Origin of the sequence: Enterobacter chuandaensis (assembly GCF_003594915.1) — a bacterium.
Lineage (GTDB): Bacteria > Pseudomonadota > Gammaproteobacteria > Enterobacterales > Enterobacteriaceae > Enterobacter > Enterobacter chuandaensis.
In genome coordinates this window covers 306,374-331,316 of record NZ_QZCS01000003.1, presented here as the reverse complement: position 1 = coordinate 331,316, position 24,943 = coordinate 306,374, and the positions used below count along the sequence as shown (strand labels likewise).

General features: G+C 53.8%; 19 protein-coding genes and 1 tRNA gene. 9 read left to right on the top strand and 11 right to left on the bottom strand.

What is annotated here, in order from left to right:
* The first annotated feature begins 1 nt into the window (after position 1).
* The 4 genes from D5066_RS07170 to D5066_RS07155 all read left to right on the top strand — a co-directional run bounded on the left by D5066_RS07170 (position 2) and on the right by D5066_RS07155 (position 2,820).
* Positions 2-78, top strand: a tRNA-Pro gene (locus D5066_RS07170).
* Between the two features lie 277 nt (positions 79-355).
* Entirely contained in the window at positions 356-703 is a 348-nt protein-coding gene (locus tag D5066_RS07165; RefSeq protein ID WP_119915468.1) for a MerR family transcriptional regulator, read from the top strand.
* A gap of 29 nt (positions 704-732) precedes the next feature.
* Complete coding sequence (locus D5066_RS07160) at positions 733-1,485, top strand: glucose 1-dehydrogenase (RefSeq protein ID WP_119915467.1); 753 nt, start codon at positions 733-735, stop codon at positions 1,483-1,485.
* Positions 1,486-1,614: 129 nt separating this feature from the next.
* On the top strand, positions 1,615-2,820 hold the full coding sequence (locus tag D5066_RS07155) for an NAD(P)/FAD-dependent oxidoreductase (RefSeq protein ID WP_119915466.1): 1,206 nt from the start codon (positions 1,615-1,617) through the stop codon (positions 2,818-2,820).
* A 46-nt stretch (positions 2,821-2,866) separates the two neighbouring features.
* On the opposite strand, the gene D5066_RS07150 is transcribed toward D5066_RS07155, so the two are convergent.
* Entirely contained in the window at positions 2,867-3,769 is a 903-nt protein-coding gene (locus D5066_RS07150; RefSeq protein ID WP_244288130.1) for a helix-turn-helix domain-containing protein, read from the bottom strand.
* 131 nt (positions 3,770-3,900) lie between these two features.
* Here D5066_RS07150 and D5066_RS07145 point away from each other — a divergent pair, with 131 nt between their 5' ends.
* Positions 3,901-4,842: an MBL fold metallo-hydrolase gene (locus D5066_RS07145; RefSeq protein ID WP_119915465.1), complete on the top strand. Its 942-nt coding sequence runs from the start codon at positions 3,901-3,903 to the stop codon at positions 4,840-4,842.
* Between the two features lie 118 nt (positions 4,843-4,960).
* Here the strand turns inward: D5066_RS07145 and D5066_RS07140 are convergent, their stop codons facing one another.
* Complete coding sequence (locus D5066_RS07140; protein WP_119915464.1) at positions 4,961-6,148, bottom strand: MFS transporter; 1,188 nt, start codon at positions 6,146-6,148, stop codon at positions 4,961-4,963.
* A gap of 123 nt (positions 6,149-6,271) precedes the next feature.
* Positions 6,272-6,532, bottom strand: a complete 261-nt coding sequence (locus tag D5066_RS07135; RefSeq protein WP_008500962.1) for a DUF2534 family protein — start codon at positions 6,530-6,532, stop codon at positions 6,272-6,274.
* A 209-nt stretch (positions 6,533-6,741) separates the two neighbouring features.
* Here D5066_RS07135 and eco point away from each other — a divergent pair, with 209 nt between their 5' ends.
* The gene (gene eco / locus D5066_RS07130) at positions 6,742-7,245 is read left to right on the top strand and encodes a serine protease inhibitor ecotin (protein WP_119915463.1); all 504 of its coding nucleotides are present in this window, start codon (positions 6,742-6,744) and stop codon (positions 7,243-7,245) included.
* Positions 7,246-7,377: 132 nt separating this feature from the next.
* On the opposite strand, the gene mqo is transcribed toward eco, so the two are convergent.
* Complete coding sequence (gene mqo, locus D5066_RS07125) at positions 7,378-9,027, bottom strand: malate dehydrogenase (quinone) (RefSeq protein ID WP_119915462.1); 1,650 nt, start codon at positions 9,025-9,027, stop codon at positions 7,378-7,380.
* Positions 9,028-9,215: 188 nt separating this feature from the next.
* Here mqo and D5066_RS07120 point away from each other — a divergent pair, with 188 nt between their 5' ends.
* Positions 9,216-10,505, top strand: a complete 1,290-nt coding sequence (locus D5066_RS07120; RefSeq protein WP_119915519.1) for a SulP family inorganic anion transporter — start codon at positions 9,216-9,218, stop codon at positions 10,503-10,505.
* On the opposite strand, the gene mgtE is transcribed toward D5066_RS07120, so the two are convergent.
* From mgtE to D5066_RS07090, 6 genes are all read right to left on the bottom strand, one after another.
* A complete protein-coding gene (mgtE, locus tag D5066_RS07115; protein WP_080328585.1) occupies positions 10,468-11,904 on the bottom strand; it encodes a magnesium transporter in 1,437 nt (478 codons plus the stop codon). The genes D5066_RS07120 and mgtE overlap by 38 nt on opposite strands.
* 148 nt (positions 11,905-12,052) lie before the next feature.
* Positions 12,053-13,696, bottom strand: coding sequence for a multidrug ABC transporter permease/ATP-binding protein (locus tag D5066_RS07110; protein ID WP_119915518.1), 1,644 nt, complete (start codon positions 13,694-13,696; stop codon positions 12,053-12,055).
* 69 nt (positions 13,697-13,765) lie between these two features.
* Positions 13,766-14,422, bottom strand: coding sequence for a DNA oxidative demethylase AlkB (gene alkB, locus D5066_RS07105; protein ID WP_119915461.1), 657 nt, complete (start codon positions 14,420-14,422; stop codon positions 13,766-13,768).
* Complete coding sequence (gene ada / locus D5066_RS07100; RefSeq protein ID WP_119915460.1) at positions 14,422-15,480, bottom strand: bifunctional DNA-binding transcriptional regulator/O6-methylguanine-DNA methyltransferase Ada; 1,059 nt, start codon at positions 15,478-15,480, stop codon at positions 14,422-14,424. Before ada ends, alkB begins: the two co-directional genes overlap by 1 nt.
* 72 nt (positions 15,481-15,552) lie before the next feature.
* Positions 15,553-16,608 carry an FAD:protein FMN transferase ApbE gene (apbE, locus tag D5066_RS07095; protein ID WP_119915459.1) on the bottom strand — a complete coding sequence of 352 codons (1,056 nt, stop codon included), beginning with the start codon at positions 16,606-16,608 and terminating at the stop codon, positions 15,553-15,555.
* Positions 16,609-16,722: 114 nt separating this feature from the next.
* Positions 16,723-17,835: a porin OmpC gene (locus tag D5066_RS07090; RefSeq protein ID WP_080328581.1), complete on the bottom strand. Its 1,113-nt coding sequence runs from the start codon at positions 17,833-17,835 to the stop codon at positions 16,723-16,725.
* A 745-nt stretch (positions 17,836-18,580) separates the two neighbouring features.
* Here D5066_RS07090 and rcsD point away from each other — a divergent pair.
* Together rcsD and rcsB are read left to right on the top strand one after the other, a co-directional pair.
* Complete coding sequence (gene rcsD / locus D5066_RS07085) at positions 18,581-21,253, top strand: phosphotransferase RcsD (protein ID WP_119915458.1); 2,673 nt, start codon at positions 18,581-18,583, stop codon at positions 21,251-21,253.
* Positions 21,254-21,269: 16 nt separating this feature from the next.
* On the top strand, positions 21,270-21,920 hold the full coding sequence (rcsB, locus tag D5066_RS07080) for a response regulator transcription factor RcsB (protein WP_003859405.1): 651 nt from the start codon (positions 21,270-21,272) through the stop codon (positions 21,918-21,920).
* Positions 21,921-22,010: 90 nt separating this feature from the next.
* Here rcsB and rcsC read toward each other — a convergent pair whose 3' ends face one another.
* Positions 22,011-24,857 carry a two-component system sensor histidine kinase RcsC gene (gene rcsC / locus D5066_RS07075; RefSeq protein ID WP_119915457.1) on the bottom strand — a complete coding sequence of 949 codons (2,847 nt, stop codon included), beginning with the start codon at positions 24,855-24,857 and terminating at the stop codon, positions 22,011-22,013.
* Positions 24,858-24,943: the final 86 nt, after the last annotated feature.

The window sequence follows — 24,943 nt, the reverse complement described above, 5'->3', positions numbered from 1 at the left end:
TCGGCACGTAGCGCAGCCTGGTAGCGCACCGTCATGGGGTGTCGGGGGTCGGAGGTTCAAATCCTCTCGTGCCGACCAAAATCACATTGAAAACCAGCCTCTTATGGCTGGTTTTTTTATAATCGCTACCCTTTGGACATCATCTTCCCTGCGCTTTCCCCCTTCATCCTTATGACCAATATGTAAACACCAGCGCACCAGTATCGATATACATTGGATAGAGGCCGCCGGCACCTTACAACTTTCCTCTGCATTCGTTCGCTGAAATATTTCATTACATATTTATCATCCCCCTTCGCTTTACATTGACACTAGTGTCAATCTTGTAGATTACGACTACAGCGAGGAGAAGAGTATGCGACCATCCGATCTGGCAAAACTCACCGGAGTAAGCAACAGAGTTCTGCGTCATTATGAATCGAAAGGGCTCATCCGTTCACGGCGACTAGATAATGGATATCGTGATTATGATCCGAAGGAAGCAGAAAAAGTGAAGTGGGTAATCTCATTAATTAAATGTGGATTCAGTACCAGGCAGATAGCTGAGCTGGAAAAGTTCTCGCAGATCAGCGATATGGATGATGACCGTTTTATTATGTGCCTGGAACAGCACCGGAATAAGCTACAAGCACTAGATACGCTGATTGAGTTACTCAATGAACGTCGAAACGCACTCGCTGCACGGATACATTCTTACGAATAATGAATATTTTTATCAGAAAGAGATGAAATATGAAACGTTTAGAAAATAAGGTTGCCTTAATTACCGGAGGCAGCAGCGGCATTGGGCTGGCAACAGCAAAAATTTTTATCGATGAAGGTGCCAAAGTCATCATCACCGGAAGAGATGAAAATACGCTGAATCAGGCCATGCGTGAACTGGGGGATAAGAATGCTATTGCAATACAATCAGATATTAGTGATTTAAATAATCAAGAGGCCGTTTTTTCAACCATTGAAAAACGCTTCGGTAAACTGGATATTGTCTTTGCCAATGCAGGGATTATTTTACTTTCTGATTTTCAGGATTCCACCGAAAGTGACTTTGATCGCCAGTTTAATATTAATGTGAAAGGTACATTTTTTACCGTACAAAGGGCTCTACCGCTGATGCCACAAGGCGGGTCGATTATATTGACCTCATCCATTGCTCACTACAAGGGCCTTGACGGACACAATATCTATGCTGCGACAAAAGCTGCGTTACGTTCTTTCGCTCGAAGCTGGACAACGGATCTTAAAAACCGAAGTATCCGTGTTAACTGCATAAGCCCTGGCCCCATCGCCACGCCAATCATCAGCAAAATGGGCATTTCTGAGGCAGACCGTGAATTGTTTGATACGAACGTAGCGAGCCATATTCCTGCCGGGCGATTTGGCAAACCAGAAGAAGTTGCCGCCGCTGCGCTTTTCCTGGCCTCAGATGAAAGCCGTTTTATATCGGGTATTGACCTCAGTGTGGATGGCGGGATGGGGCAGATTTAACCTGGATCAAAAATAATATCAAATTTGATTAAAAGACATCAATTTTGATGAAGTTCTTTTTGCTGAATATCTCTATATTTGTTGCCATGAAGGGCCCATCACTATCCAGTGTTTATTAAAGGTATTTATATGAAAAAACGTATTATTATTGCCGGTGCAGGTTTTGCAGGTATGTGGGCGGCCATCTCTGCGGCCAGACTTATACATTTAAACAACGCTGACAATCAGGTCGATATATTTCTTGTTTCGCCTGAACCAAAATTAACCATACGCCCACGGCTTTATGAGGCCGTTCTTGAAAAGATGGATCCATCGATTCTTGAGGTGCTTGAGGCGGCAAATGTGAAATATATTCGTGGCCGGGTTATTGATATTGATACACAAAATAAAGCGATTACCGTCCAAAAGCCGGATGAAGAAACCCGGGTTAATTTTGATAGTTTTGTGCTGGCTGCGGGAAGTCAGGTCTTCCATCCAGAATTGAAAGGGTTGAAGGAATATAGTTTTGATGTCAACTCGCTGGAAAAAGCCCGCGAACTTGATGCGCATTTACAGTCGCTGGCAGCAGAACCTGATTCGCAGGCACGGAATACCGTCGTGGTTGCAGGAGGAGGATTAACGGGTCTGGAAACCGTAACAGAGATGCCGGAACGTTTGAACACACTGTTTGGCGTGGAAAGCCAGCCACAGGTCATCATCGTTGATAATGCGCCCAAAATTGGACAGGCAATGGGAGAGGAAGCCTGTGAGATTATCAATCAGGCACTGGTCAGCAGCGGAATTGCGGTACGCACAGGCGTAAGGGTTTCATCCATCGAGGCGAATGGCGTCACGCTATCGGACGGTGAGTTTATTCCCAGTAAAACGGTCATCTGGACCGCCGGAATGCGTGCCAATCCATTAACCCGCTTTATCCCCGGAGAACACGATCCGCAGGGACGCGTAATCGGCGATTCCTTTTTACGCGCCCCCGAAGCCAACGGTATCTTTGTTACCGGAGACACGGTGAAGGTGCCTACTGATAATGATGGCAATTACAATGTAATGTCCTGTCAACATGCCATGAGCCTGGGGCGCGTGGCTGGACACAACGCGGCGGCTGAACTGCTGGCGTTGCCATTGCACCCCTACAGCCAGCCTAAATACGTTACCTGCCTCGATCTTGGCAAATGGGGAGCCGTTTATACCGAAGGCTGGGATCATCAGGTGATGTATCAGGGCGAGGAAGCTAAAAAAATTAAGCAGGAAATTAATACCCTGTGGATTTATCCCCCTGAGCCCGATCGGGAGAAAATGTTCTCTGTCGCGAATCCCGATTATATTATTGTGCCGTAAACTACAACGTCCTCGCTGCACTGCATCGAGGTTATTTTTCTAAACCTCATTTTGCAGCATGGCTCTTTTTACGCCACTGACTGGGAGTTAATCCCGTCATTTTTCTGAATGCACTGGTAAATGCATTTTGCGAATTGTAGCCGCTTTCCAGTGCAATTTCAGAAACCTGCTTGTTGGTGGATTGTAATTGTAAAAAAGCACGTTCCATTACGCGCTGTTTGAGCCAGCCATAAGGCGTAAGACCGGTACTGTTTTTAAACGCCCGACAAAAATGTGCGGATGACATGCCCTGCTCTGCCGCCAGAGCCTGAATAGTCACCTCCCCTATCGGGCTGCTATCCAGGATTTCAAGCGAATTTTTAAGAACACGTGGGGACAGAAAATAGTTGGCCTGTTGGACATGTGCCTTAACAGGGGAATGGTTCTGTATCAGTTGAAGTACCAGCGCCAGCATTAAATGTTCGCAAAGGAGATGAGTGATTCGATTGTTATCTGAAAGGGTATCATGAATAGCTGAAATTATTTTTGCGGTTGTATCATCAAAATAAGCAGTACGGAACAGGAGCTCCGTTAGCGGGGCATCAACCTGTAATAACAGATCGTTGAACGTTTGATCGGGAATATAAAAATGAATCACATCAACGGTGCCAGACATATCCCAGCGTGACGAACTGCCACGGGGAATAGTCGTAATGGTGCCTTCTCTGATGGTATCTCTAACTACCTGATGTCCGGTTCTTCGCTCAACGGTTTGCATATTGCCGAAGTGCGCGATGATAACGTGTTGATCCATGGGCGCAATAGTTTCGTGCAACGGCCCGTGTGGCCATCGATAACAGTTTACAGATAAGGGATTGCTGCTGGTAATGCTTAATTCTGGCTGGTTTTTTAATACTCGGGTCATCTCCTTGACGGTATCTTTAAGTATAACCTCATGATTATTCATCATAATGCTCGCAACGCCAGTGTAAATAGTCTCAAGAGTATAGGTGAAGGTTAAAACGTTAACTCAATTGCCATAAATCCGTCCGCGTTATCACCACGATAGCCGGGAGTTTACATCTGTTGTCAGGAGGTATTATGCAATTATCTAAAAATGCGGCAGAGTCAATGCCTGCAAATGATCGCCTGTCCGTCTCTCAATCTGAACCAGAATTAGTCCCATCGCGTTACCCGCTAAAGATCGGCGATATTGAAGTGCTTGTAATCAGTGATGGTGTTCTGTCCTTACCAGGCCCAATGCTGGGCCATAATGCCGATCCCTTCGTAAGATCAGCCTGGTTTAAAGAGATGTTTTTACCCTACGACGAACTCGACTGGGCTCTTAATGTCGTCGTGGTAAAAAGCGGTGACAGAACCATCCTCATCGATGCAGGTATGGGTGCCGCCTTTCCTGACCTGCCACGAGCCGGACGGACAGTCCAGCGGCTGGAATCTGCCGGTATTAATCTCGGCTCCATCACTGACGTGGCGATTACCCATCTGCATATGGACCATATAGGGGGGCTGCTTATCGAAGGAGTAAAAGAGCGTTTGCGTCCTGACCTGCGTATTCATGTGGCAGAAGCTGAAGTTAACTTCTGGGAATCGCCCGATTTTTCCCAGGTATCCATGCCCACAGGTTTCCCGGAAGCACTCAGGAAAACGGCAACACGGTTCTTACAGGAATACAGGGGCCAGTTGAAAACTTTCGAGAACCAGAGTGAGGTAGCCCCTGGCGTTCTCATTATGCGTATTGGTGGTCATACGCCTGGTCATAGCGTCGTCCGTCTGGCATCACATGGTGAACGCTTAACGTTTGCTGGCGATGCGGTATTCCCGGTCGGCTTCCAGCATCCTGACTGGTTCAATGGCTTCGATCATTATCCCGAAGAAGCTGCTCGCGTGCGGATTCAACTCTTGCGGGAACTCGCTGCCAACCGGGAGTCTCTTGTGGCAACACACCTCTCCTTCCCGTCTGTGTGCCATGTCGCCATTGATGGAGATACCTTCCGTTGTGTGCCGGGACACTGGAGGTACTGAAAACCTGACGATTGCAGAGCATACGGTCGTATAGAGTGCAATCAAAAGAGGTTTGAGAAAAAAATAGGCGCCTCCCCCGGCTGAGCTATTGAAAACCAGCCTTTTACGGCTGGTTTTTTTATTTCACCTCATCCGGCGTTTTGCTCAGATACACCAGTGTCGCCAGACAAATCACCGCCCCGGCATAAAACGTATACTGCGCCCCCCACGTTTCCCAGATGGCACCGGCCCCGAGACTGGCGACTAATAACCCCACGCCGCTGACCAGGCTAAAAATACCGTAGGCGGTACCGCGCAGATCCGCAGGAGCCGTTTTAGCAATCATTGCCGCCAGCAACCCTTGCGTCATCCCCATATGAATTCCCCAAAGCGCAACGCCTAAAATAATGCCGGCCCAGTGGGTGCTCAGCGCCAGAACTATGTCCGCACCAATCAGCACCACCAGCCCCCACTGCAGCAGCCGGGTGTGATTCATCGTGTCGGATAGCTTGCCAAACGGATAGGCTGAAAGGAAATAGAGCAGGTTCATGGCAACCATCACCAGCGGGATCAGCGCCAGCGGCACCCCCGACTGCTGCGCGCGAAGGACAAGAAAAGCTTCACTGAAGCGTGCGAGCGTGAAGACGGCGCCGAGGCCAATGACCCACCAGCAGCCTTTCCCGAGGCGCCTGAGGTTCTCTTTTTTGATGGGATTCGTGCGTTTATGTTCGACGGGGGTTTTCGGCTCATGCAGGCCAAAGAAAAGCAGCGCCACGGCGAGCACGCCGGGTATCACCGCGATCCAGAAAATAGTGCGAAAATCATCGTTCCACAGAAGCATTAAGCCTACGGCCAGCAGCGGCCCGAGAAATGCGCCGATGGTGTCCATCGACTGACGCAGACCAAAAGCCGCGCCGCGAAGTTCCGGCGGCGTAACGTCAGCGACCAGCGCATCGCGCGGCGCACCACGGATCCCCTTCCCTACCCGGTCGATTAAGCGTGCCCCCAGAATCATGCCCGACGAAGAGGCGATAGCGAACAGCGGCTTACTCAGCGCGCCAAGACCGTAGCCCAGCACCGCCAGTCCTTTACGTTTGCCCAGGTAGTCACTGATTGCCCCAGAAAAAACTTTGATAAACAGCGCGGTGGCCTCAGCCAGGCCTTCAATCAAGCCAATGAAAATCACGCTGGCTCCCAGCGTCGTGACCATAAACAGCGGCAGCAGGCTGTGAATGATCTCCGAGGAGATATCCATCAGCATACTGACTCCACCTACAACCCAGACGCCTTTCGGGATCCGGCTGAGCGTTGCAAACCGGGAAAACATTGAACATCTCCTGCTTTATGTCGACCAACCTCGTTCGACACAGAATATCCTGGAAATGCGAATAAATATCATCAAACATAAAAAAAGCCAGCCCGCAGGCTGGCTTTTATAGCAGGTGAATGCTTAGTGTTTTTCACGTCCGCCCAGGAAGAAAATGCCCAACGGGATAGCAAGCAGCACGGTGAAAACAAGGCTGTAAACGAAGATCATCGCCGATTGCAGCACATACATGCTGGTGGTCCAGGCGGAGAGAGGAATGTTGTACTGTTCGATGACGCCAACGATGGTGGCCCGCCCGACGCACGCGGCAGCAATCATAAACACGACCAGTAGCGCCAGGAGGAACTTGCGGCCTTCAGGCGTTTTCAGTTTTGCACGAACCATCTCTCTTCCCTTTTACAGATGAATAACATTATATGAGGTCTAAAATAACACGAACGCCCGCCAGACTCCACCTCAGTACAAAAAACCAATAAAACCATCAAAAACAAGTTTATTGTTCTGTATATAATGAAAATGTAAGTAAATACCACCATCCATTCATATGCGTTATGTTAATCTGTGCAGGACCGTTTTGACATAAAGGAATGACAATGAAAAACGCCCCTAAATTTGCCATCGCCCTCATCGCCGCCGCGTGCGTCAGCACCAGCGCTTTCGCCAATGATGCCCAAAAAGCACAACCGCTGGAAAAAGTCGCTCCGTATCCGCAAGCGGAAAAAGGTATGAAGCGTCAGGTGATCCAGCTGCCGGTTCAGCAGGACGAAGCGAATTACAAAGTGGAACTGTTAATTGGCAAAACGCTGGAAGTGGACTGTAACCAGCACCGTCTGGGCGGTCAGCTGGAAAGCAAAACGCTGGAAGGCTGGGGTTACGACTATTACGTCTTTGATAAAGTAACCTCTCCGGTCTCTACCATGATGGCCTGCCCGGACGGCAAGAAAGAAAAGAAATTTGTGACGGCGTATCTCGGCGACAACAGTCTGCTGCGCTACAACAGCAAGTTGCCGATCGTGGTCTATACGCCGGAAAACGTGGAAGTGAAGTATCGCGTATGGAAGGCGGACGAGAACGTCGGACAAGCGGTAGTACGTTAAAAATAAGTCGGGTGGCGGCTTCGCCTTACCCGACCCGGACAGGGTGCGCTCTGGTGCCCTCCCCCCCCTCTCCCACGGGGAGAGGGAGAAAACACTAAAAACGGTAACAGATGTTACCGTTTTGCTTTTACCTTACAGCGCGATATCCGCAACCGGTTTGTTTTCCGGCTGAGGCTTCAGCTCCGCTTTTGGCGCAGCATCCGCAGCCTGCGGCTTCACATACTGCAGTTGCAGTACGCGGCTGGTATATTCCAGCTCTTGTTCCGTCGCATCCACGTTACCGTTCAGCTTTGTGCCGTAGGATGGAATAATGGTTTTCAGCTTCGCCTGCCATTCAGGGCTGGCGACTTTGTCTTTAAACACTTTTTCCATCAGGTGCAGCATGATTGGCGCAGCGGTAGATGCACCCGGTGACGCACCCAGCAGCGCGGCAATCGTGCCATCTTTATCGCTCACCACTTCGGTACCCAGACGCAGCACACCACCCTCTTTCGGATCGCGCTTGATGATCTGCACGCGCTGACCCGCCTGCCACAGACGCCAGTCTTCTTTCTTCGCCTGCGGATAGTACTCTTTCAGCGCCTCGAAGCGTTCTTCATCAGAAAGCATCACCTGGCTAATCAGGTATTTCACCAGATCGAAGTTATCCAGACCCACGTCCATCATCGGTTTGACGTTAGAGGTAGTAGTCGCGCTCAGCAGATCCCACAGGGAGCCGTTTTTCAGGAACTTGGTTGAGAAGGTCGCGAACGGTCCGAACAGCACCACGCGTTTACCGTCAAGCATACGGGTGTCGATGTGCGGAACGGACATCGGTGGCGCGCCCACGGAAGCCTGACCGTACACTTTCGCCAGATGGCGATTCACCACTTCCGGGTTCTCGGACACCAGGAACTGGCCGCCGACCGGGAAGCCCGCGTAGTCGTCAGCTTCAGGAATACCGGACTCCTGCAGCAGCTTCAGCGCCGCGCCGCCCGCACCGATAAAGACAAACTTCGCCTTGATGACGTGCTCAGCTTCGTTGTTTTTCAGATCGGCAACGGTCACGCTCCAGCTGTTATCCGCGTTGCGCTTAAAGCCGCGCACTTCGGTGCTGAGCTGCAGATTGAAGTTCTCTTTCTTCTTCAGGGATGCAACCAACTGACGGGTGATTTCGCCGTAGTTCACGTCGGTACCAATTTCGGTACGGGTCGCCGCCACTTTCTGGTTCGGGTCACGACCTTCCATGACCAGCGGTGCCCACTCTTTGATCTGCGCGTGGTCTTCGGAATATTTCATGCCGCGGAACAGCGTGCTCTGCTGCAATGCAGCGTAACGCGCGCGCAGGAAGTTAACGTTCTGCTCACCCCACACAAAGCTCATGTGTGGCACGGTGTTAATAAAGGAGTGCGGATCGTGCATCACGCCGCTGTTAACCTGGTGAGACCAGAACTGGCGAGAAATCTGGAACGCTTCGTTGATCTCTACCGCCTTCTCGATACTAATGGAACCGTCCTTTTTCTGCGGCGTATAGTTCAGTTCCATGAGTGCCGAATGTCCGGTACCGGCGTTGTTCCAGCCGTTCGAACTCTCCTGCGCCACGCCATCGAGGCGCTCGACCATGGTCATGGACCAGTCCGGCTGCAGTTCTTGCAGATAGGTTCCCAGCGTGGCGCTCATGATGCCGCCACCAATTAAAAGGACGTCCGTTTCCTGCTCTTTTGGTGCGTCTGCTTTCGCTGCCATTGAGACGGCGTTGAGCCCGACGGCCAGAGAAAAGAGCATGGCAGTCATTTTTTTCATAATTTATGCCTTAGTGTAAAAGTGCTTGATGCGTGGAAAGTGCAGGTGAAACAAGCTGCGTGGGCACGGTAACAACTTTTAAATATTGTTTAAAGGTTACGAAATTATTGTAATTGTGAAATTTAATGATGGATTGTTTGTAGGGGATTGCGGCGCGCAACTGGCAATACGGGGAATTTATGGCTACTATGCTGCACTTTGTGATCGCGCGCACGGAAGCTTGCCCTAACCAGCGAACTGTTATGTCATTATCCCATTCTGCTGTTTCCCCTGAAGACCGTGTAGCCAGCGTATTGCGTTCCCCTAAACAACTGACGCGTGAAACGCTGGCGGGGGTGATTACCGCTCTGGCGCTGATCCCCGAAGTCATCTCATTTTCCGTGGTGGCGGGCGTTGACCCGAAGGTCAGCCTGATCGCCTCCGTGGTGCTGTGCCTGGCTCTGTCCGTGCTGGGCGGTCGTCCGGCGATGGTCACGGCAGCGGCCGGTTCCGTGGCGCTGGTGATTGGCCCGATGGTGCATCAGCACGGGGTACAGTACATTCTTCCCGCCGTACTAATGGCTGGCGTGATTCAGATTCTGTTTGGCGTGCTGGGCATGGCAAGACTGATGCGCTTTATTCCCCAGTCGGTGATGACCGGATTTGTTAACGCCCTGGGCATTTTGATCTTCTTCGCTCAGGTGCCGCATTTCTGGAGCCGAAGCCCGCTGATTGTCGGTCTGTTCGTGCTGACGCTGCTGATCGTGCTGTGGGTACCGCGCTATATCAAAAGCATCCCTTCCCCACTGATTGCGATTGTTGTGCTTACCTTGTTTACCGTTTCAACCGGTCAAATCCTGCCGACCGTGGGTGATGAAGGCTCCATGAGCGGTGGTTTGCCGGGGCTTACCGAGCTGCTGGTGCCGCTTAACTTGCAAACGCTGAGCATTATCTGGCCGTGCGCTTTGAGTATCGCCTTCGTCGGCCTGCTGGAGTCCCTGCTGACGGCAAAGCTGGTGGATGAGTTGACCGTAACGCCATCGAGCAAACGCCGTGAGAGCATCGGGCTGGGCGTCGGCAATATTCTGGCCGGTTTTTATGGCGGTATTGCGGGCTGCGCGATGATCGGACAAACCATCGTCAACGTGGAGATGGGGAAAGGACGAAGCCGCGTTTCAACCCTTGCGGCGGGCATTGTGCTGCTGATCCTGGTGACGGCGCTCAGCGAAGTGATGGCAAAAATTCCAATGGCGGTGCTGGCGGGGATTATGGCGATTGTCGCCATCAAAACCTTCAGCTGGCACAGTCTTCAGCCCGCCACGATAAAAAAAGCCCCGATTGCCGAAACGGTGGTGATGCTGGTGACGGTAGCCGCCACGGTATCAACCGGCAACCTGGCCATTGGCGTGCTGGGCGGGATTATCGTCATGGCCCTGCTTCCCGCCCGCATTAAGCGTCGGCTTAAAGCAGAAAAATCGTTGCCAGCCCAAGAAAAATAAAGAAACCGCCGGTATCGGTGATGGCGGTAATCATCACGCTCGACCCCACAGCGGGGTCGCGCCCCAGTTTGGTCATCGTCAGCGGGATAATGACGCCCATCATTGATGCCACCAGTAAATTCAGCACCATCGCCAGCATCATCACGCCGCCTAAAGCCATATCGTCATACAGCCACCAGGTGATGCCGCCCATAATGCCGCCCCATACCAGGCCGTTGATCAGCGCCACCCCCATTTCCCTGAAGATCAGAAAGGCGAAATTACCGGGCTGAATGTTTTCCAGCGCCAGCGCGCGAACGATCATGGTGATGGTCTGGTTTCCGGTGTTACCGCCAATTCCGGCCACAATCGGCATCAGCGAGGCCAGCGCCACCAGCTGCGAAATGGTGTGTTCGAAACCGTCAATCACGCGGGAGGCAATAAAGGCGGTACACAGGTTGATAGCCAGCCAGGCCCAGCGCGTTTTCACCGCCTTGCCCACAGACGCGTGGACATCATCTTCCGCGCTAATCCCGCCGAGTGCGCGCAGGTCGTTATCGGTCTCTTCATAGACCACGTCGACGATCTCATCGATGGTCAGACGGCCCATCAGCTTGCCGACGGAATCAACGACCGCCGCGCTCACCAGGTCATCACGCTCGAAGGTACGCGCCGCTTTTTCCGCATCGTCTTCCGGGGAGAAGACCATCGGCTCGTTTTCCATCACCTCGCTCACCTTCCGCTGGGTGCTGTTGAGCAGGATGGTTTTCAACTCCAGCTCGCCGAGCAGGGTTTTGTCCCGCGAGGTGACAAACAGTTTATCGGTGTTATCCGGCATTCTGCCCAGGCGGCGCAGGTAGCGCTGCACGGTGCCGAGCGTGACGTCAGGACGTACCGTGATAACGCCGAACTCCATGATCGCGCCGACGCTATTTTTCTCGTAGTGCATCACCTGACGCACGCGCGCGCGTTCATCGGCAGGCAGTGACGCCAGCAGGCGACCGGTCAGGTTTCGCGGCAGATGCTGAACCAGATAAATCTGCTCGTCGATATCCAGGGTTTGCACCGCGTCGAGAATATCCCGGTCGCTCATCTCGTCGATCAGGTCATCCCAGACGTTTTCCGACGCCTCAAGCAGGACCTGGCCACGCTCGTGATCCTGCACCAGGCGCCACAGGGCGTGACGCTCTTCCGAGGGAAGTGCTTCCAGGGTATCCGCCAGATCCGGCGGGGGTAAATGAGCAACCAGCGCACCTACCTCAGCAATATCGTCGGCTAAGGTGCCGACATCATATTGCTCAGCCAGGGTCAGTTTGCCTAATAGCGTAGAGGTGACCGCTTTATCAGTCGTGAGAAGCCAGATGAGTCGCGCACGCTCCTGGTCACGCTGCCTGGCGCTGTTTTTCTTTAATACCGACATTAATCATAAATCCATGAAATAAGTTGGCATTAAGCATAGCGCGGGGATATGTAAATAAGAATAAACAACGGGCCGAGGTGGAGAAAAAAACGTCATTACAGCCACGATCTATCCCCTCTCCCTGTGGGAGAGGGTTAGGGTGAGGGCATCAGGCCGTACGCGCCACCGCATCACGCGATGCCGCATCGCGCTCTTCGCCGGTCAGCTCGCTCAGCCTGCCGTCGCGCATCTCCAGCAGGCGGTCAGCATGTATGAAGTAATGATCGTCGTGGCTGATGGCGAAAATGGTTTTGCCCATCTCCTGCATCAGCGGCAGCAGCACCTGATAAAACTCGCGGCGGAAATGCGGATCCTGGTCGGCCGCCCACTCATCCAGCAGGATGATGTCACGCTCTTCCGCCAGCGCCAGCAGCAGCGCCACGCGCTTCTTCTGGCCTTTGGAGAGCCTGAGGTTCAGGATTTTGCCGTCCTGAAGCTCCAGCTTGTGCGCCATCTGCAGCTGCGCAAGCCATTTTTCCACCAGCGCCGGATTGGCCTGCTGCCCTTCCGGCCCCAACAGCTGGTCAAACAGCCAGACATCGGTAAATACCGCAGAGAAAAGCTTGCGATAATCCTCGGGTTTCTCCGCGCTCAGCGCCTTGCCGTCCAGCAGGATCTCGCCCGACTGCGGCTGATAGAGTCCGGTGAGCAACATCGCCAGTGTAGATTTACCGCTGCCGTTGCCGCCGATGAGGAACAGCAGTTCTCCCCGGTGAATGGTCAGATTGACCGGCCCCACGGAGAAGGCGTTGTCCTGATAGCGGAACGTTACGTCGCGCAGCTCCAGCGTCTGCCAGTTGGGGAACGCCTGCGGGCGCGGGAATTCAGCCTTAAATGGTGCCAGGTCGAACTTCTTAAGCTTGTTAAACGCTACCTGCGCGCTGAGTAACGTAGGCAATGCGCCGACGGCCGAGAGCAGCGGCGTACGCAGGAACAGCAGCGTCAGCGAGTAGGTCGCCGCCACGTTAGTGTCGGCCCAGCCCAGGCTGTTCGCCATCCAGAACACCAGGCCAATGGCGCCCAGCATCATAATGTTGGACCAGTTCACCGCGCTCAGGTGGAAGGTATCGGCGCGAATAATGTGGTGCCGGTAGTCGCGCGCGTCCGGGATATAGAGGTTATTGAAGATATGCTCGGCACGCTCGCGGTTGAGGGTCAGCTCTTTGCGCCCTTCCAGCACCGTCTGGTAATCGTTATAGAGCTTATCTTCTGTTTCGCGCAGAACCGCCATGTGTTTATAGACGCGCGACACCAGCACGAAACCGCCCCAGATGGTGATGGCAATCCACACCGCGGTCACCGCCAGCATTTTTGTCGAAAGCCAGGCGAGATAGGCCGCCGAGCCAAAGGTCAGGATGATCCCCTGCACCAGCTCCGGCAGGCGGACAAACGCGATAGTAATCGCACGCACGTCGCTGGTCAGCCCCGCCAGCAGGGAAGCGCTGCCGAGCTGCTCCACGCGCTCAACCTGCGTGTCGAGGATCCGCTTAATGAATTCGCTGCGCAGGCGAAAAACGAAATGGTGGCCGAGCGCGGTCAGCGCCAGCTGGGAACCCAGCGTGACCGCCATCAGCAGCAGCAGCAGGCCGAGAAACTCCGGCAGAACCGAGAGTGAGGTGTCGACCATTTCAATCAGCCGCACGTTAATAAATGCGATCAGACCAATACCCAGCGCGGCGCTGGCGAGGCTTAACGCCATCACGGCGATGAAGGGCCAGCGGTACTGACGCCAGACAAGAAGAAGTAGTTGCATGCAGGCAATCCGGACAATAAAAATCAGCCAGCAGTGTAAACTGCCCTGCGCGGACATCAAGAATAATTCTTATTTTTGTTTGCTCAACCCCGCCTGACGGAAAGTCAGATTAAAACGGTACTCGCCCGTGAGGGGATGCACACCGGGCTTGAGGGGCTGAATTCCGTGATAAAACAGCCGTGATTCCCTGCCCCACACCACCACGTCGCCATGCTCCAGCATAATGCGCCTGAGCGGATCGTTGCGGCGTAAACCGCCAAACTGGAAGACGGCGGGCAGACCCAACGATACCGAGACGATGGGCGCGCGCAGATCGGGTTCATCTTTGTCCTGATGCAGCGAGAGCTTCGCGCCGACGGCGTAGCGGTTAATCAGACAGGCATCCGGCCGGAAGTCAGGGTAATCTGCTGCAACGGCAGCCTCGTGGCAGAGAGCCTGGAAAACCGCAGGCATCGGTGGCCACGGCTGGCCAGTGGAGGGATCGACCGGGGCATAGAGATAGCCCCGCTCGTTCGTGGCCCAACCTAACTCCCCGCAGTTAGCCATGGCAACAGACATGGTGTAGCCGCCCGGCATCACCATATGGCGAAACGGTGAAACGGCCGTCACCTCGTCGATACCGGCAATCAGCGCCGCCGCGCGGGAGAGTGCAAAGCGGCGCAGGATCACCGCTCCCGGCGCAAGCGGCTCCTGCCAGGGTTCGGCATCCGCAAAAAGATCGAGCATTATTCCTCCCGGCGTTTCGCCTCACGTTTCAGTAATTGCGCTTTTCGCGCCGCCCCCCATCGGTAACCCGACAGCGCGCCGTCGTTGCGAACCACGCGATGACAGGGGATTACAATCGCCAGCCTGTTTGCCGCGCAGGCACCGGCGACGGCACGCACCGCGTTGGGCTGGCCAATCGCCTGCGCCACCTGCTGATAGCTGGCCGTTTCCCCGCAGGGGATGTCACGAAGAGCCTGCCAGACCCGCTCCTGGAACGCGGTGCCGCGTATATCCAGCGGCAGCGCCAGCGGCACCGCGTGGTTATCAATACTGGCAATGACCTGACGGATACGCTGCGCAAAGGCATCTTCCCGTGGAGCACATTCCGCGTTTGGAAACAGCGTCGCCAGCTCTTCGGCTAATTCTGCATCGTTGTCACCCAGCAGTATCGCGCAAATCCCCCGCTCGCTTTCAGCGACCAGACAGCGTCCTAACGAACAGTCGTCAATGGCGTACTGCACCGATACCTCACCTTTGCGGTACTGTTTCGCCGTCATCCCCAGCGCGTCGTTGGCCTTGCGGTAATAGGTGCTGCTGTCGGGAAAACCTGCCGCCAGCACGGCATCGGTAATTTTGTTCCCCTGCGCAAGCGCCGTACGCAGACGCTGCCCCCGCGCCGCCTGCTGCCAGGCTTTTGGCGTCATCCCGGTGACGGACTTAAACAGCCGGTGGAAATGGAAAGGACTCATGGCGACCTGCTGCGCCAGACCTTCCAGCGTGAGCGTGGGATCCTGCTCCAGAAGGCGACAGGCGTGCTCCACTTTCGCCAGCTTCTGCTGCTGCGGATCGCGTTGGTCCGGCATACAGCGCTTGCACGGGCGAAATCCGGCCTGAATGGCATGCTGGACATTAGGATAAAAGCAGACATTTTTACGCAGGGCGTGACGGGCACGGCAGGACGGGCGACACACGATCCCCGTCGTCTGCACGGCAAAGACAAACCGGTCGTCAGCGCGCGGATCGCGGGCCAGCACGGCCTGCCAGCGATCCTCATCGGTCATGAAGGTTGGATTTTTCATCATCAGCTCCTCTTACAAGCATACCTTTAGCCTGCCTGAGCGCCAGCGATAAAAAACCCGCAACCTTGCTTTTTAATTTTTGTCGCTTACCAGGAAGCTGTTGAACTGCGGCGAGCTCCAGGTTTTAAACCCGTCGCCCTCTTTGGTGATCATATAAACCGCCAGCCCTTCCTGACGAACCACCTCTTTGGCTTTTTCCGGGCCGAGCACCATTAATCCGGTATCCCAGGCATCCGCTTCCAGCGCGGTGGGGGCTATCACCGTCACCGAGACCAGATTATGCGTGATGGGACGCCCGGTCTGAGGGTCAATCACGTGCGAAACGCGTTTCCCGTCGAGTTCGTAATAGTTACGGTAGCTGCCGGACGTACTGATGCCGTGCCCGTTGATATCCACGATGGCCTGAACGGCATTTTGCCGATCGGTCGGTTTTTGAATCGCTACGCGCCACGGTTTGCCAGTGGCGTTCATGCCCCGGCTGACTAACGCGCCGCCCACGGAGACCAGGTAGCGCGATATCCCTTCCTGCGTCATCAGCGCCGCAAGGTGATCCGCTGCGTAACCTTCGCCTACCGTTGACAGATCGACAAACAGATCGGGGATGTCTTTCTGCAGATACTGCTGGCCGTACTGGTTGATCACCGTCAGATGCTTTAATCCTGTCCGGGCGCGGGCATCATCAATGGCCGCCTGATCGGGGGTGGTATCCGGCTGTTTGTTCGGGCCAAATCCCCACAGGTTCACCAGCGGTCCGACGGTCACGTCCATCGCGCCGTTGGTTTTATATCCCACGCGCATTGACTCGGTAACAATATCAGCCATCGCTTCGCTCACCGGCCACAGGGAGGTACTGGTGGAGAGATTAAAGCGCATCAGCGCCGAGTCATTTTTATAGGTTGAGAGCAGCTGGTCGTCGGCATCCAGCTGAGCCTGGATTTTGCCGCGAAGCTCTTCGGCGCGGGTTTTATCCAGGTTCATCACGCTGACGCGCCAGAAGGTGCCCATCGTTTTGCCTTCGAGCACCGTCGCGGCGGGTGCATCGGTTTTCACCACGGGCGCGGAATCATCACACGCGGTCAGGAAAAACAGCATAGCCAGAAAGCTGGCGCGTAAAAAAGTCATGTCCATTCATTATTATCCTCATGCCAGGGCGGCAAGAGTACACCAAAACGGTGGCATTGTGAGAACCAGAAAGACACAAAAATGGGGCCATCAGGCCCCTTAAGTCACACGATGACGCGATTAGAACTGGTAAACCAGGCCCAGCGCGACGATATCATCAGTACCGATACCGGCCTGACGGGTGAACTCATTTTCATCAACCAGGTTGATTTTGTAATCCACGTAGGTGGACATGTTTTTGTTGAAGTAGTAAGTCGCGCCTACATCAACATATTTCAGCAGATCCTGATCGCCGTAACCTTCGATGTCTTTCCCTTTGGACTGCAGGTAAGCCACGGATGGACGCAGGCCGAAGTCGAACTGGTACTGAGCAACCACTTCGAAGTTCTGCGCTTTGTTAGCAAAACCGTAAGCGGTAGTCGGGCTGTCGCCGTTAGAGGTACCGAAGCGGGTTGCGTTGTAGGTCTGAGAGTACTGCGCTGCCAGGTAGATGTTGTTGGCGTCGTATTTCAGGCCGCCAGAATAGACTTCTGCGTGATCGCCGTTACCGTAAACGCCCGGTGCGTTCTGGTCAGCGGTACGTTTGGAGGAGGACATCGCACCACCCACGCTGAAACCTTCGCCCAGGTTATAGGTTACGGATGCACCGTAGCCGTCGCCGTTCTGTTTCAGCAGGCTACGTCCACCGACGTTCTCGCCGCTTACGCTGCCGTTTTTACCCTGATACTGCAGAGCAAAGTTCAGGCCATCCACCAGACCAAAGAAGTCCTGGTTACGGTAGGTCGCCACGCCGTTAGCACGAGACTGCAGGAAGTTATCTGAACCATAGGTATCACCGCCAAATTCTGGCAGAACGTCAGTCCAGGAGGTTACGTCGTAGATCACACCGTAGTTACGACCGTAATCGAAAGAGCCTGCTTCAGCGAATTTCAGACCGGCAAACGCCACACGCGTCCAGGACTGGTTGTCGCTTTCAGTCGTATTACCCTGAATCTGGTATTCCCACTGGCCGTAACCGGTCAGCTGATCGTTAACCTGAGTTTCGCCTTTGAAGCCAAGACGCATGTAAGTCTGGTCGCCGTCGGCACTCTTGTCGTCAGAGAAATAGTGCAGACCATCTACTTTGCCGTACAGATCTAATTTGTTGCCATCTTTGTTGTAAATTTCAGCCGCATTTGCTGCGCCTGCTACCAGGAGTGCTGGTACCAGGAGGGACAGAACTTTAACTTTCATTTTATTAACCCTCTGTTATATGCCTTATAATTGCCACTGCTTACTGGTTAACCCTCATTAACCAGTCGGCAATTTCATTCTCCGCAAAATTGCAGAATAATCCAATGCGAATATGATACGAAAACTTTGAAGATGTTTCATTTACCCACCAACATGTTTCAAATTGTAAATATCAAGGAACTTTTACAAAGCACAAATAGCTTAGAAATTTAGCACTTATAATCAAAAAGAAAAATTACCGCATACATATCAATAAGTTAAAATAAAAACCTTTACCGCACTGAATGACAAAACAAGATCGCGCCCAATCTCTAAAATAACTCTCGCTATCATCATTAACTTTATTTATTACCGTCATTCAGCTTTGAATGTCTGTTTATCCCTAATTCAACCGGATGCATCGCATTCGGTTTTTTTTTACCCTTCTTTACGTAACTTTTCTTTTTTTTGTGCTACCACCACGTAATTGTAACGACTATTAACTAAATTCGCCGCCACGCCTCGTCATTATGACGAAATTCACTCAAAACTTAATTTCTTGTTAATTCGTGCTATTTACTGACAGGAAGCCCTGATTATTTGTACACGCATCGTGGATTTGTACACCTTTAGCGCGTTCCGCCTCTCTCGTACGGCTTATCGAAAAAGTCGCTTCTTTCCAGGACAGAGGCGCTGGAAATTCAGTTATTACCCTTTATACTGCCCTATCGCCACAGAGCACGACCATAACGGGTTAAAGATATCAATGAGTCAGACTGAAACTACCGCCCCGAGCAAATTCTCCCTCCTCCCCGGGAGCATCACCCGTTTCTTTCTTCTGTTGATCGTTGTGCTGTTAGTCACAATGGGCGTGATGGTACAGAGCGCGGTTAACGCCTGGCTGAAGGATAAGAGCTATCAGGTGGTGGATATAACCCACGCCGTCCACAAGCGCATTGATACCTGGCGCTACGCCACCTGGCAGATTTACGACAACATTGCGGCTGCGCCTGCAAGCTCATCCGGAGATGGGCTTCAGGAGACGCGGCTTAAGCAGGATGTTTACTATCTTGAAAAACCGCAGCGTAAAACTGAGGCGCTAATCTTTGGCTCCCACGACAGCGCGACCCTCGAGATGACGCAGCGTATTTCGACTTATCTGGATACCCTCTGGGGCGCCGAAACGGTGCCGTGGTCGATGTACTATCTGAACGGTCAGGACAACAGCATGATCCTGATCTCAACGCTGCCGTTGAAAGATCTCTCTTCCGGATTTAAAGAGACCACCGTGGGCAGCATTGTCGACTCCCGCCGGGCAGAGATGTTGCAGCAGGCCAACGCCCTTGATGAACGTGAAAGCTTCTCATCGCTGCGCCGGCTGGCCTGGCAAAATGGTCACTATTTTACCCTGCGTACCACCTTTAACCAGCCGGGACATCTGGCGACGGTCGTGGCCTTCGATCTACCCATTAATGATTTGATCCCGCCGGATATGCCGCTCGACAGCTTCCGCCTGGAGCCGGACAGCAGCACCCAGAACATGCGTGCGGCGTCTGATAAAGAGGCCGCAGAGAGCGTCACAATCTCCTTTAACGGCTCAAAAATTGAAATTGCCTCGTCGCTGAACTCAACCGGCATGCGTCTGGTGTGGCAGGTTCCGTTTGGTACGCTGCTGCTCGACACCCTGCAAAATATTCTGCTGCCTCTGCTGCTGAATATTGGCCTGCTGGCGCTGGCGCTGTTTGGCTACAGCACCTTCCGTTTCCAGCCTGGGCGCCAGAGCGATGCCTCTGCGGTCTCCGCGGGCAACACCAATGAGTTGCGCGTATTACGCGCGCTCAATGAAGAGATTGTTTCCGTGCTGCCGCTTGGGGTGTTAGTTCACGATCAGGAAGCAAATCGGACGGTGATGAGCAATAAAATTGCTGACCACCTGCTGCCGCACCTTAACCTACAGAACATCACCACCATGGCGGATCAGCACCAGGGGGTTATTCAGGCCACCATTAACAATGAACTGTACGAGATCCGTCAGTTCCGCAGCCAGGTAGCGCCACGCACGCAAATCTTCATTATCCGCGATCAGGATCGCGAGGTGCTGGTCAATAAGAAGCTCAAGCAGGCGCAAAGGCTGTATGAGAAGAACCAGCAGGGGCGCGCGGCATTCATGCAGAATATCGGCGATGCTTTCAAGCAGCCGTTAAAAACGCTGGCGACCCAGGCGGCGGCGTTAAACACCTCTGAAAGCCACCAGCTTGCCTGCCAGGCCGACTCGCTGGTCCGCATGGTGGATGAGATCCAGCTGGCAAACATGCTGGAGAATGATTTCTGGAAAGGTACCCCTTCTCTCTTCTCCATTCAGGATCTGATCGATGAAGTGGTTCCGGAAGTCCTGCCGGTGATAAAGCGTAAAGGGCTGCAGCTGCTGATCAACAACCATTTACCGGCCAATGACGAACGCCACGGTGATCGCGAGGCGCTGCGCCGCATTTTGCTGATGATTATTCAGTACGCCGTAACCACCACGCAGATCGGCAAGATCACCCTTGAAGTGAGCACCGACGAGTCGGCGGAAGATCGCCTGACGTTCCGCATTCTGGACACCGGGGAAGGCGTGACGACAAGTGAAATTGATAACCTCCACTTCCCGTTCCTGAACGACACGCAGAGCGATCATTACGGCAAGGCCAATGCTCTGACCTTCTGGCTGTGCGATCAGCTGGCGCGCAAGCTCGGCGGCCATCTGAATATTAAGGCCCGTGAATCGCTCGGCACCCGTTACTCTCTGCACGTGAAAATGGCCGCCAATCCGCAGGAAGAAGATGAAGAACGCCTGCTGGATGATGTCGTGGTGATGGTGGATGTGACCTCAAACGAGATCCGCAATATTGTGGTTCGTCAGCTCGAAAACTGGGGCGCGGCCTGCATCACGCCGGATGAAAGGCTGGCAAGTCAAGAATTTGATCTGTTTTTAACTGATAATCCGTCTAATCTTACTGCCTCCGGCTTGCTTTTAAGCGATGATGAGTCAGGCGTGCGGAAAATCGGCCCTGGCCAGCTGCGCGTCAACTTTAATATAAGCAATGCGATGCAGGAAGCTGTACTACAACTAATAGAAGAGCAGCTGGCGCAGGAAGAGATAACGGAATCCCCGTTAGGCGGCAATGAAAATGCCGAGCTTCACGCCAGCGGATACTATTCACTCTTTGTTGATACAGTACCAGATGATGTTAAGCGGTTGTATACTGAGTCCGCTGCGAATGATTTTGCAGCGCTGGCGCAGACAGCACACCGGCTTAAAGGGGTGTTTGCCATGCTTAATCTGGTTCCCGGCAAGCAGTTATGTGAAACGCTGGAACATCTAATTCGTGAGAAAGATGCCTCTGGCATTGAAAAATACATCAGCGACATTGACGCCTACGTCAAAAGCTTGCTGTAGCAAGGTAGCCTTATACATGAACAATATGAACGTAATTATTGCCGATGACCATCCGATTGTACTGTTCGGTATTCGCAAATCGCTTGAACAGATCGAGTGGGTGAATGTAGTCGGTGAATTTGAAGACTCTACAGCACTGATCAATAACCTCCCAAAGCTTGATGCACACGTGCTCATTACCGATCTCTCCATGCCTGGGGACAAATACGGTGATGGGATTACGCTCATCAAATATATTAAACGTCACTTCCCTGACATTTCGATCATTGTTCTGACCATGAACAACAACCCGGCAATTCTGAGCGCCGTGCTGGATCTGGACATCGAAGGGATTGTGCTGAAACAGGGCGCACCGACCGACCTGCCAAAAGCGCTCGCTGCGCTGCAGAAAGGCAAAAAGTTCACGCCTGAGAGCGTCTCTCGCCTGCTGGAAAAAATCAGCGCGGGTGGCTACGGTGACAAACGCCTGTCCCCGAAAGAGAGTGAAGTTCTGCGCCTGTTCGCCGAAGGTTTCCTGGTGACCGAGATTGCCAAGAAACTGAACCGCAGTATTAAAACCATCAGCAGCCAGAAGAAATCAGCAATGATGAAGCTGGGCGTGGACAACGATATTGCTCTGCTGAACTATCTCTCCTCCGTAACGCTGAGCGCAACGGATAAGGATTGATCCCGAACGGGTGTGCGGCCTGATGCCCTCACCCCGCCCCTCTCCCCGTGGGAGAGGGTGAAAAACGTAAAAGGCCCTCGCGGGCCTTTTTTATATTCTGGTTTTTCTCACGCGGTCCGCATAAACCGACAACGTCTGTTTCAGTACGTCCAGCGTCACCGGTTTCGACAGGCAACTGTCCATTCCCGACTCCAGACAGCGCTGTTTCTCTTCCGCCAGCGCGTTCGCCGTTACGCCCACCACCGGCAGCGTCAGGCCAAGCTGTCGGATGCGCTGCGTCAGACGGTAGCCATCCATATTTGGCATGTTGACGTCGCTCAGCACGATATCAATATGATTTTTACTCAGCACGTTCAGCGCATCCACACCGTCATTGGCCGTTTTGCACTGGTAGCCCAGCGAGCCAAGCTGGTCAGCCAGCAGGCGGCGGTTAATCGGATGGTCATCCACCACCAGAATCATCATATCGTCATTCACTGACGCCAGACCTTCCGGTGACGGCAGCGCGCCTGCACCGTCGCTCTCTTCCAGCTCGACTTTGTAGATACGGGCCAGCAGGCTCAACAGCTCATGCGGCGTTGCCACGCTATGCACCCACTCTCCTGGCGCGCGCTCAGCCGGGATGCCGATATGGCGGCGGCAGAAGAGTACCGTCCCTCTTCCCTGCCACGGCTGCTCCGGCATCTCGTCAGCAATCAGCACATCGTCCATGTCCGGCGTCTGGCCTTCATAGCGGCACACCCTGACGCCGCTGTACGTGAGCAGCGCCGTCAGATAATCATTCAGCGAGGCATTGTGGACTGCCAGCCAGCAGCGCTTATCGCTCAGCCCGTCAACCGTCGCTTTTGCCGGATACTGCGCCGAATAGAGCGGAATACGGATGGTGAACTGGCTGCCCATGCCGGGCTCGGTATCCACCGAGATATCACCGTCCATCATGCTGACGAGCTTCTCACAGATCGCCAGCCCCAGGCCTGTGCCCTGGAAGTTACGCTGGACGCCGGTTCCGACCTGGAAGAACGGGTCGAACAGACGAACCACTTCTTTCGCCGGAATGCCCACCCCCGTATCGCGCACGCGAATGCTGAGGTAATCTCCCGCCCGGCAGACGTGCAACACAATACAGCCGATATCGGTGAATTTAATGGCGTTGCTGAGCAGGTTTGAGATGACCTGCTGCAGGCGCATCGGATCGCCGTGCAGCGTCAGCGGCACGTCCGGTTCAATAAAGCAGTAGAGCCCCAGCTGTTTACGCACCACCAGCGGCAGATAGTTGGCGCTGATGTGGTTCATCACCTCACGCGGCGAAAACTCGCGCGGCTCGATTTTCAGCTGCTCAGACTCAATTTTGGAGAAGTCGAGAATATCGCTGATGATCTTCAGCAGCAGACTGGAGGAGTTGTTCATCGCCGTCACCAGCCTGTCGACCCCTTTCGGCAACTCTTTCGTCTGCAGCAGATCGAGGTTACCAATGATGCCGTAAAGCGGCGTACGCAGCTCGTGGCTGACGGTAGCAAGGAACATGGATTTCGACTGGCTGGCCTGCTCCGCGGCCTGCGCCATCTCCTGCAGCGACTCTTCCATCTTCACGCGTGCGGAGACATCCACCAGCACGCAAATCGCCACGTTTTCATTGCGATAGCGGGAATGGACAAAGCTGATCTGCAGGTTGGTGTGTGTGCTGGTGAGCACGTCGACAAAGTTCACCTGCTGGCCACAGATGATTTGCGTCAGCCTTTGCCGATCCTCGTGCGTCAGCATGTTCAGGTAGTTGTGCGCCAGCTCGTTACTCAGGATGTTGGTCCCGTCCTGAGTACGCAGAATGCAGATCCCTACCGGTGCCGAGGCGACAATCTTACGGTTAAACTGCTCGTGCTCCTCCAGACGCTGGGCGTCGTTTTCGGCAGGAATAAAGATTTTCCGCTCATACATGCGCGCCAGCGTAAACAGCGCGCCCCCCACCAGCAGGTTCAGCAGAATCGCATTCATAATAAGGATGCGGATCCGCTCAAGCACCATATCCACCGGCAGCGAGTAGACGATACTCAGCGACGAAGGCGGCAGGCTTTTTTTCAGCACCAGCTCGCGGAAGCCGGAGGTATAGCCAAACCATGAGCGCTCCTGCATCCAGTGCGGCTCAACGTTCAGGCGGTTATCCGGCCCGGCGAGTGAGATCAGCTGATGCCCGTTTTCATCCAGAATGGTCACGCCCATCGGCAGGCTGCCCGGCGTGAAGAAGTTTTCCATACGGATAGTCTGCTCAATCCCCAGCAGCGCCTGCAGGCGATTGCCCAGATAAACAGGAGTGAGAGCGTAGAAATAGCCCACGCCCATGCGCGGCCCCTGGCTTATCCAGAAAATGTTGTTCCCGCGCTCATCCTGCGGCGCATTGCGATATTTCACAATGCGCTCGTGCAGGCTTTTCAGCGCATCATCGCGCTCGACGGGTACATCGCGCAGGCCAAAGTCAGCCATGCAGAGATTTTCGCTGCCGATCAGGAACACGCGGTTGAGATCGTAGGCGGCGGAGAAATTGTCGCGCCAGTAGCGCATAAACCAGGCGAGGGATTCCAGCGACCCGCGCCAGGTGTTGCTCATGGTGGAGCAATCGGAGTCCGGGAACAGCGGCTGGAAGTCCGGCACTTCGGTTTTGTCATTACGCCCGCGCAGGGCAAGGATACCGTTTTCCGCCGTGAGCCGATTTTCGGCGATGTACTTCAGCTCCTTCATCACGTCAGACGTTCGCTGAATGTAGCGCTGGGCCTGATCGGAGCTTAAATTAAACTCCTGACGGATCTCCGCTTCTTTCTGGTGCAGCGCATTGACGATGTAAAACACCGACAGCAAGGCCACCAGCAGCCAAAGCAGGAGCGCCAGCGCCCGGAACAGATAGCGAGAAACTTTCAGCGTAGTACGAAAGGAGACGAGGTATTTCAAAGGGGCGAGGCTCCGCCGTCGGGGTCAAAAGAATGTGGTTAAGGTAGCGGTAAACGCGGCTTGTCGCAACGTTCACGTATCTGCAT

Bases quoted from the DNA above. Each gene is read 5' to 3' on its own strand.
- D5066_RS07165 (WP_119915468.1), top strand. From the start codon at position 356: ATGCGACCATCCGATCTGGCAAAACTCACCGGAGTAAGCAACAGAGTT.
- D5066_RS07160 (WP_119915467.1), top strand. From the start codon at position 733: ATGAAACGTTTAGAAAATAAGGTTGCCTTAATTACCGGAGGCAGCAGC.
- D5066_RS07155 (WP_119915466.1), top strand. From the start codon at position 1,615: ATGAAAAAACGTATTATTATTGCCGGTGCAGGTTTTGCAGGTATGTGG.
- D5066_RS07150 (WP_244288130.1), bottom strand. From the start codon at position 3,769: ATGATGAATAATCATGAGGTTATACTTAAAGATACCGTCAAGGAGATG.
- D5066_RS07145 (WP_119915465.1), top strand. From the start codon at position 3,901: ATGCAATTATCTAAAAATGCGGCAGAGTCAATGCCTGCAAATGATCGC.
- D5066_RS07140 (WP_119915464.1), bottom strand. From the start codon at position 6,148: ATGTTTTCCCGGTTTGCAACGCTCAGCCGGATCCCGAAAGGCGTCTGG.
- D5066_RS07135 (WP_008500962.1), bottom strand. From the start codon at position 6,532: ATGGTTCGTGCAAAACTGAAAACGCCTGAAGGCCGCAAGTTCCTCCTG.
- eco (WP_119915463.1), top strand. From the start codon at position 6,742: ATGAAAAACGCCCCTAAATTTGCCATCGCCCTCATCGCCGCCGCGTGC.
- mqo (WP_119915462.1), bottom strand. From the start codon at position 9,027: ATGAAAAAAATGACTGCCATGCTCTTTTCTCTGGCCGTCGGGCTCAAC.
- D5066_RS07120 (WP_119915519.1), top strand. From the start codon at position 9,216: ATGCTGCACTTTGTGATCGCGCGCACGGAAGCTTGCCCTAACCAGCGA.
- mgtE (WP_080328585.1), bottom strand. From the start codon at position 11,904: ATGTCGGTATTAAAGAAAAACAGCGCCAGGCAGCGTGACCAGGAGCGT.
- D5066_RS07110 (WP_119915518.1), bottom strand. From the start codon at position 13,696: ATGCAACTACTTCTTCTTGTCTGGCGTCAGTACCGCTGGCCCTTCATC.
- alkB (WP_119915461.1), bottom strand. From the start codon at position 14,422: ATGCTCGATCTTTTTGCGGATGCCGAACCCTGGCAGGAGCCGCTTGCG.
- ada (WP_119915460.1), bottom strand. From the start codon at position 15,480: ATGAAAAATCCAACCTTCATGACCGATGAGGATCGCTGGCAGGCCGTG.
- apbE (WP_119915459.1), bottom strand. From the start codon at position 16,608: ATGGACATGACTTTTTTACGCGCCAGCTTTCTGGCTATGCTGTTTTTC.
- D5066_RS07090 (WP_080328581.1), bottom strand. From the start codon at position 17,835: ATGAAAGTTAAAGTTCTGTCCCTCCTGGTACCAGCACTCCTGGTAGCA.
- rcsD (WP_119915458.1), top strand. From the start codon at position 18,581: ATGAGTCAGACTGAAACTACCGCCCCGAGCAAATTCTCCCTCCTCCCC.
- rcsB (WP_003859405.1), top strand. From the start codon at position 21,270: ATGAACAATATGAACGTAATTATTGCCGATGACCATCCGATTGTACTG.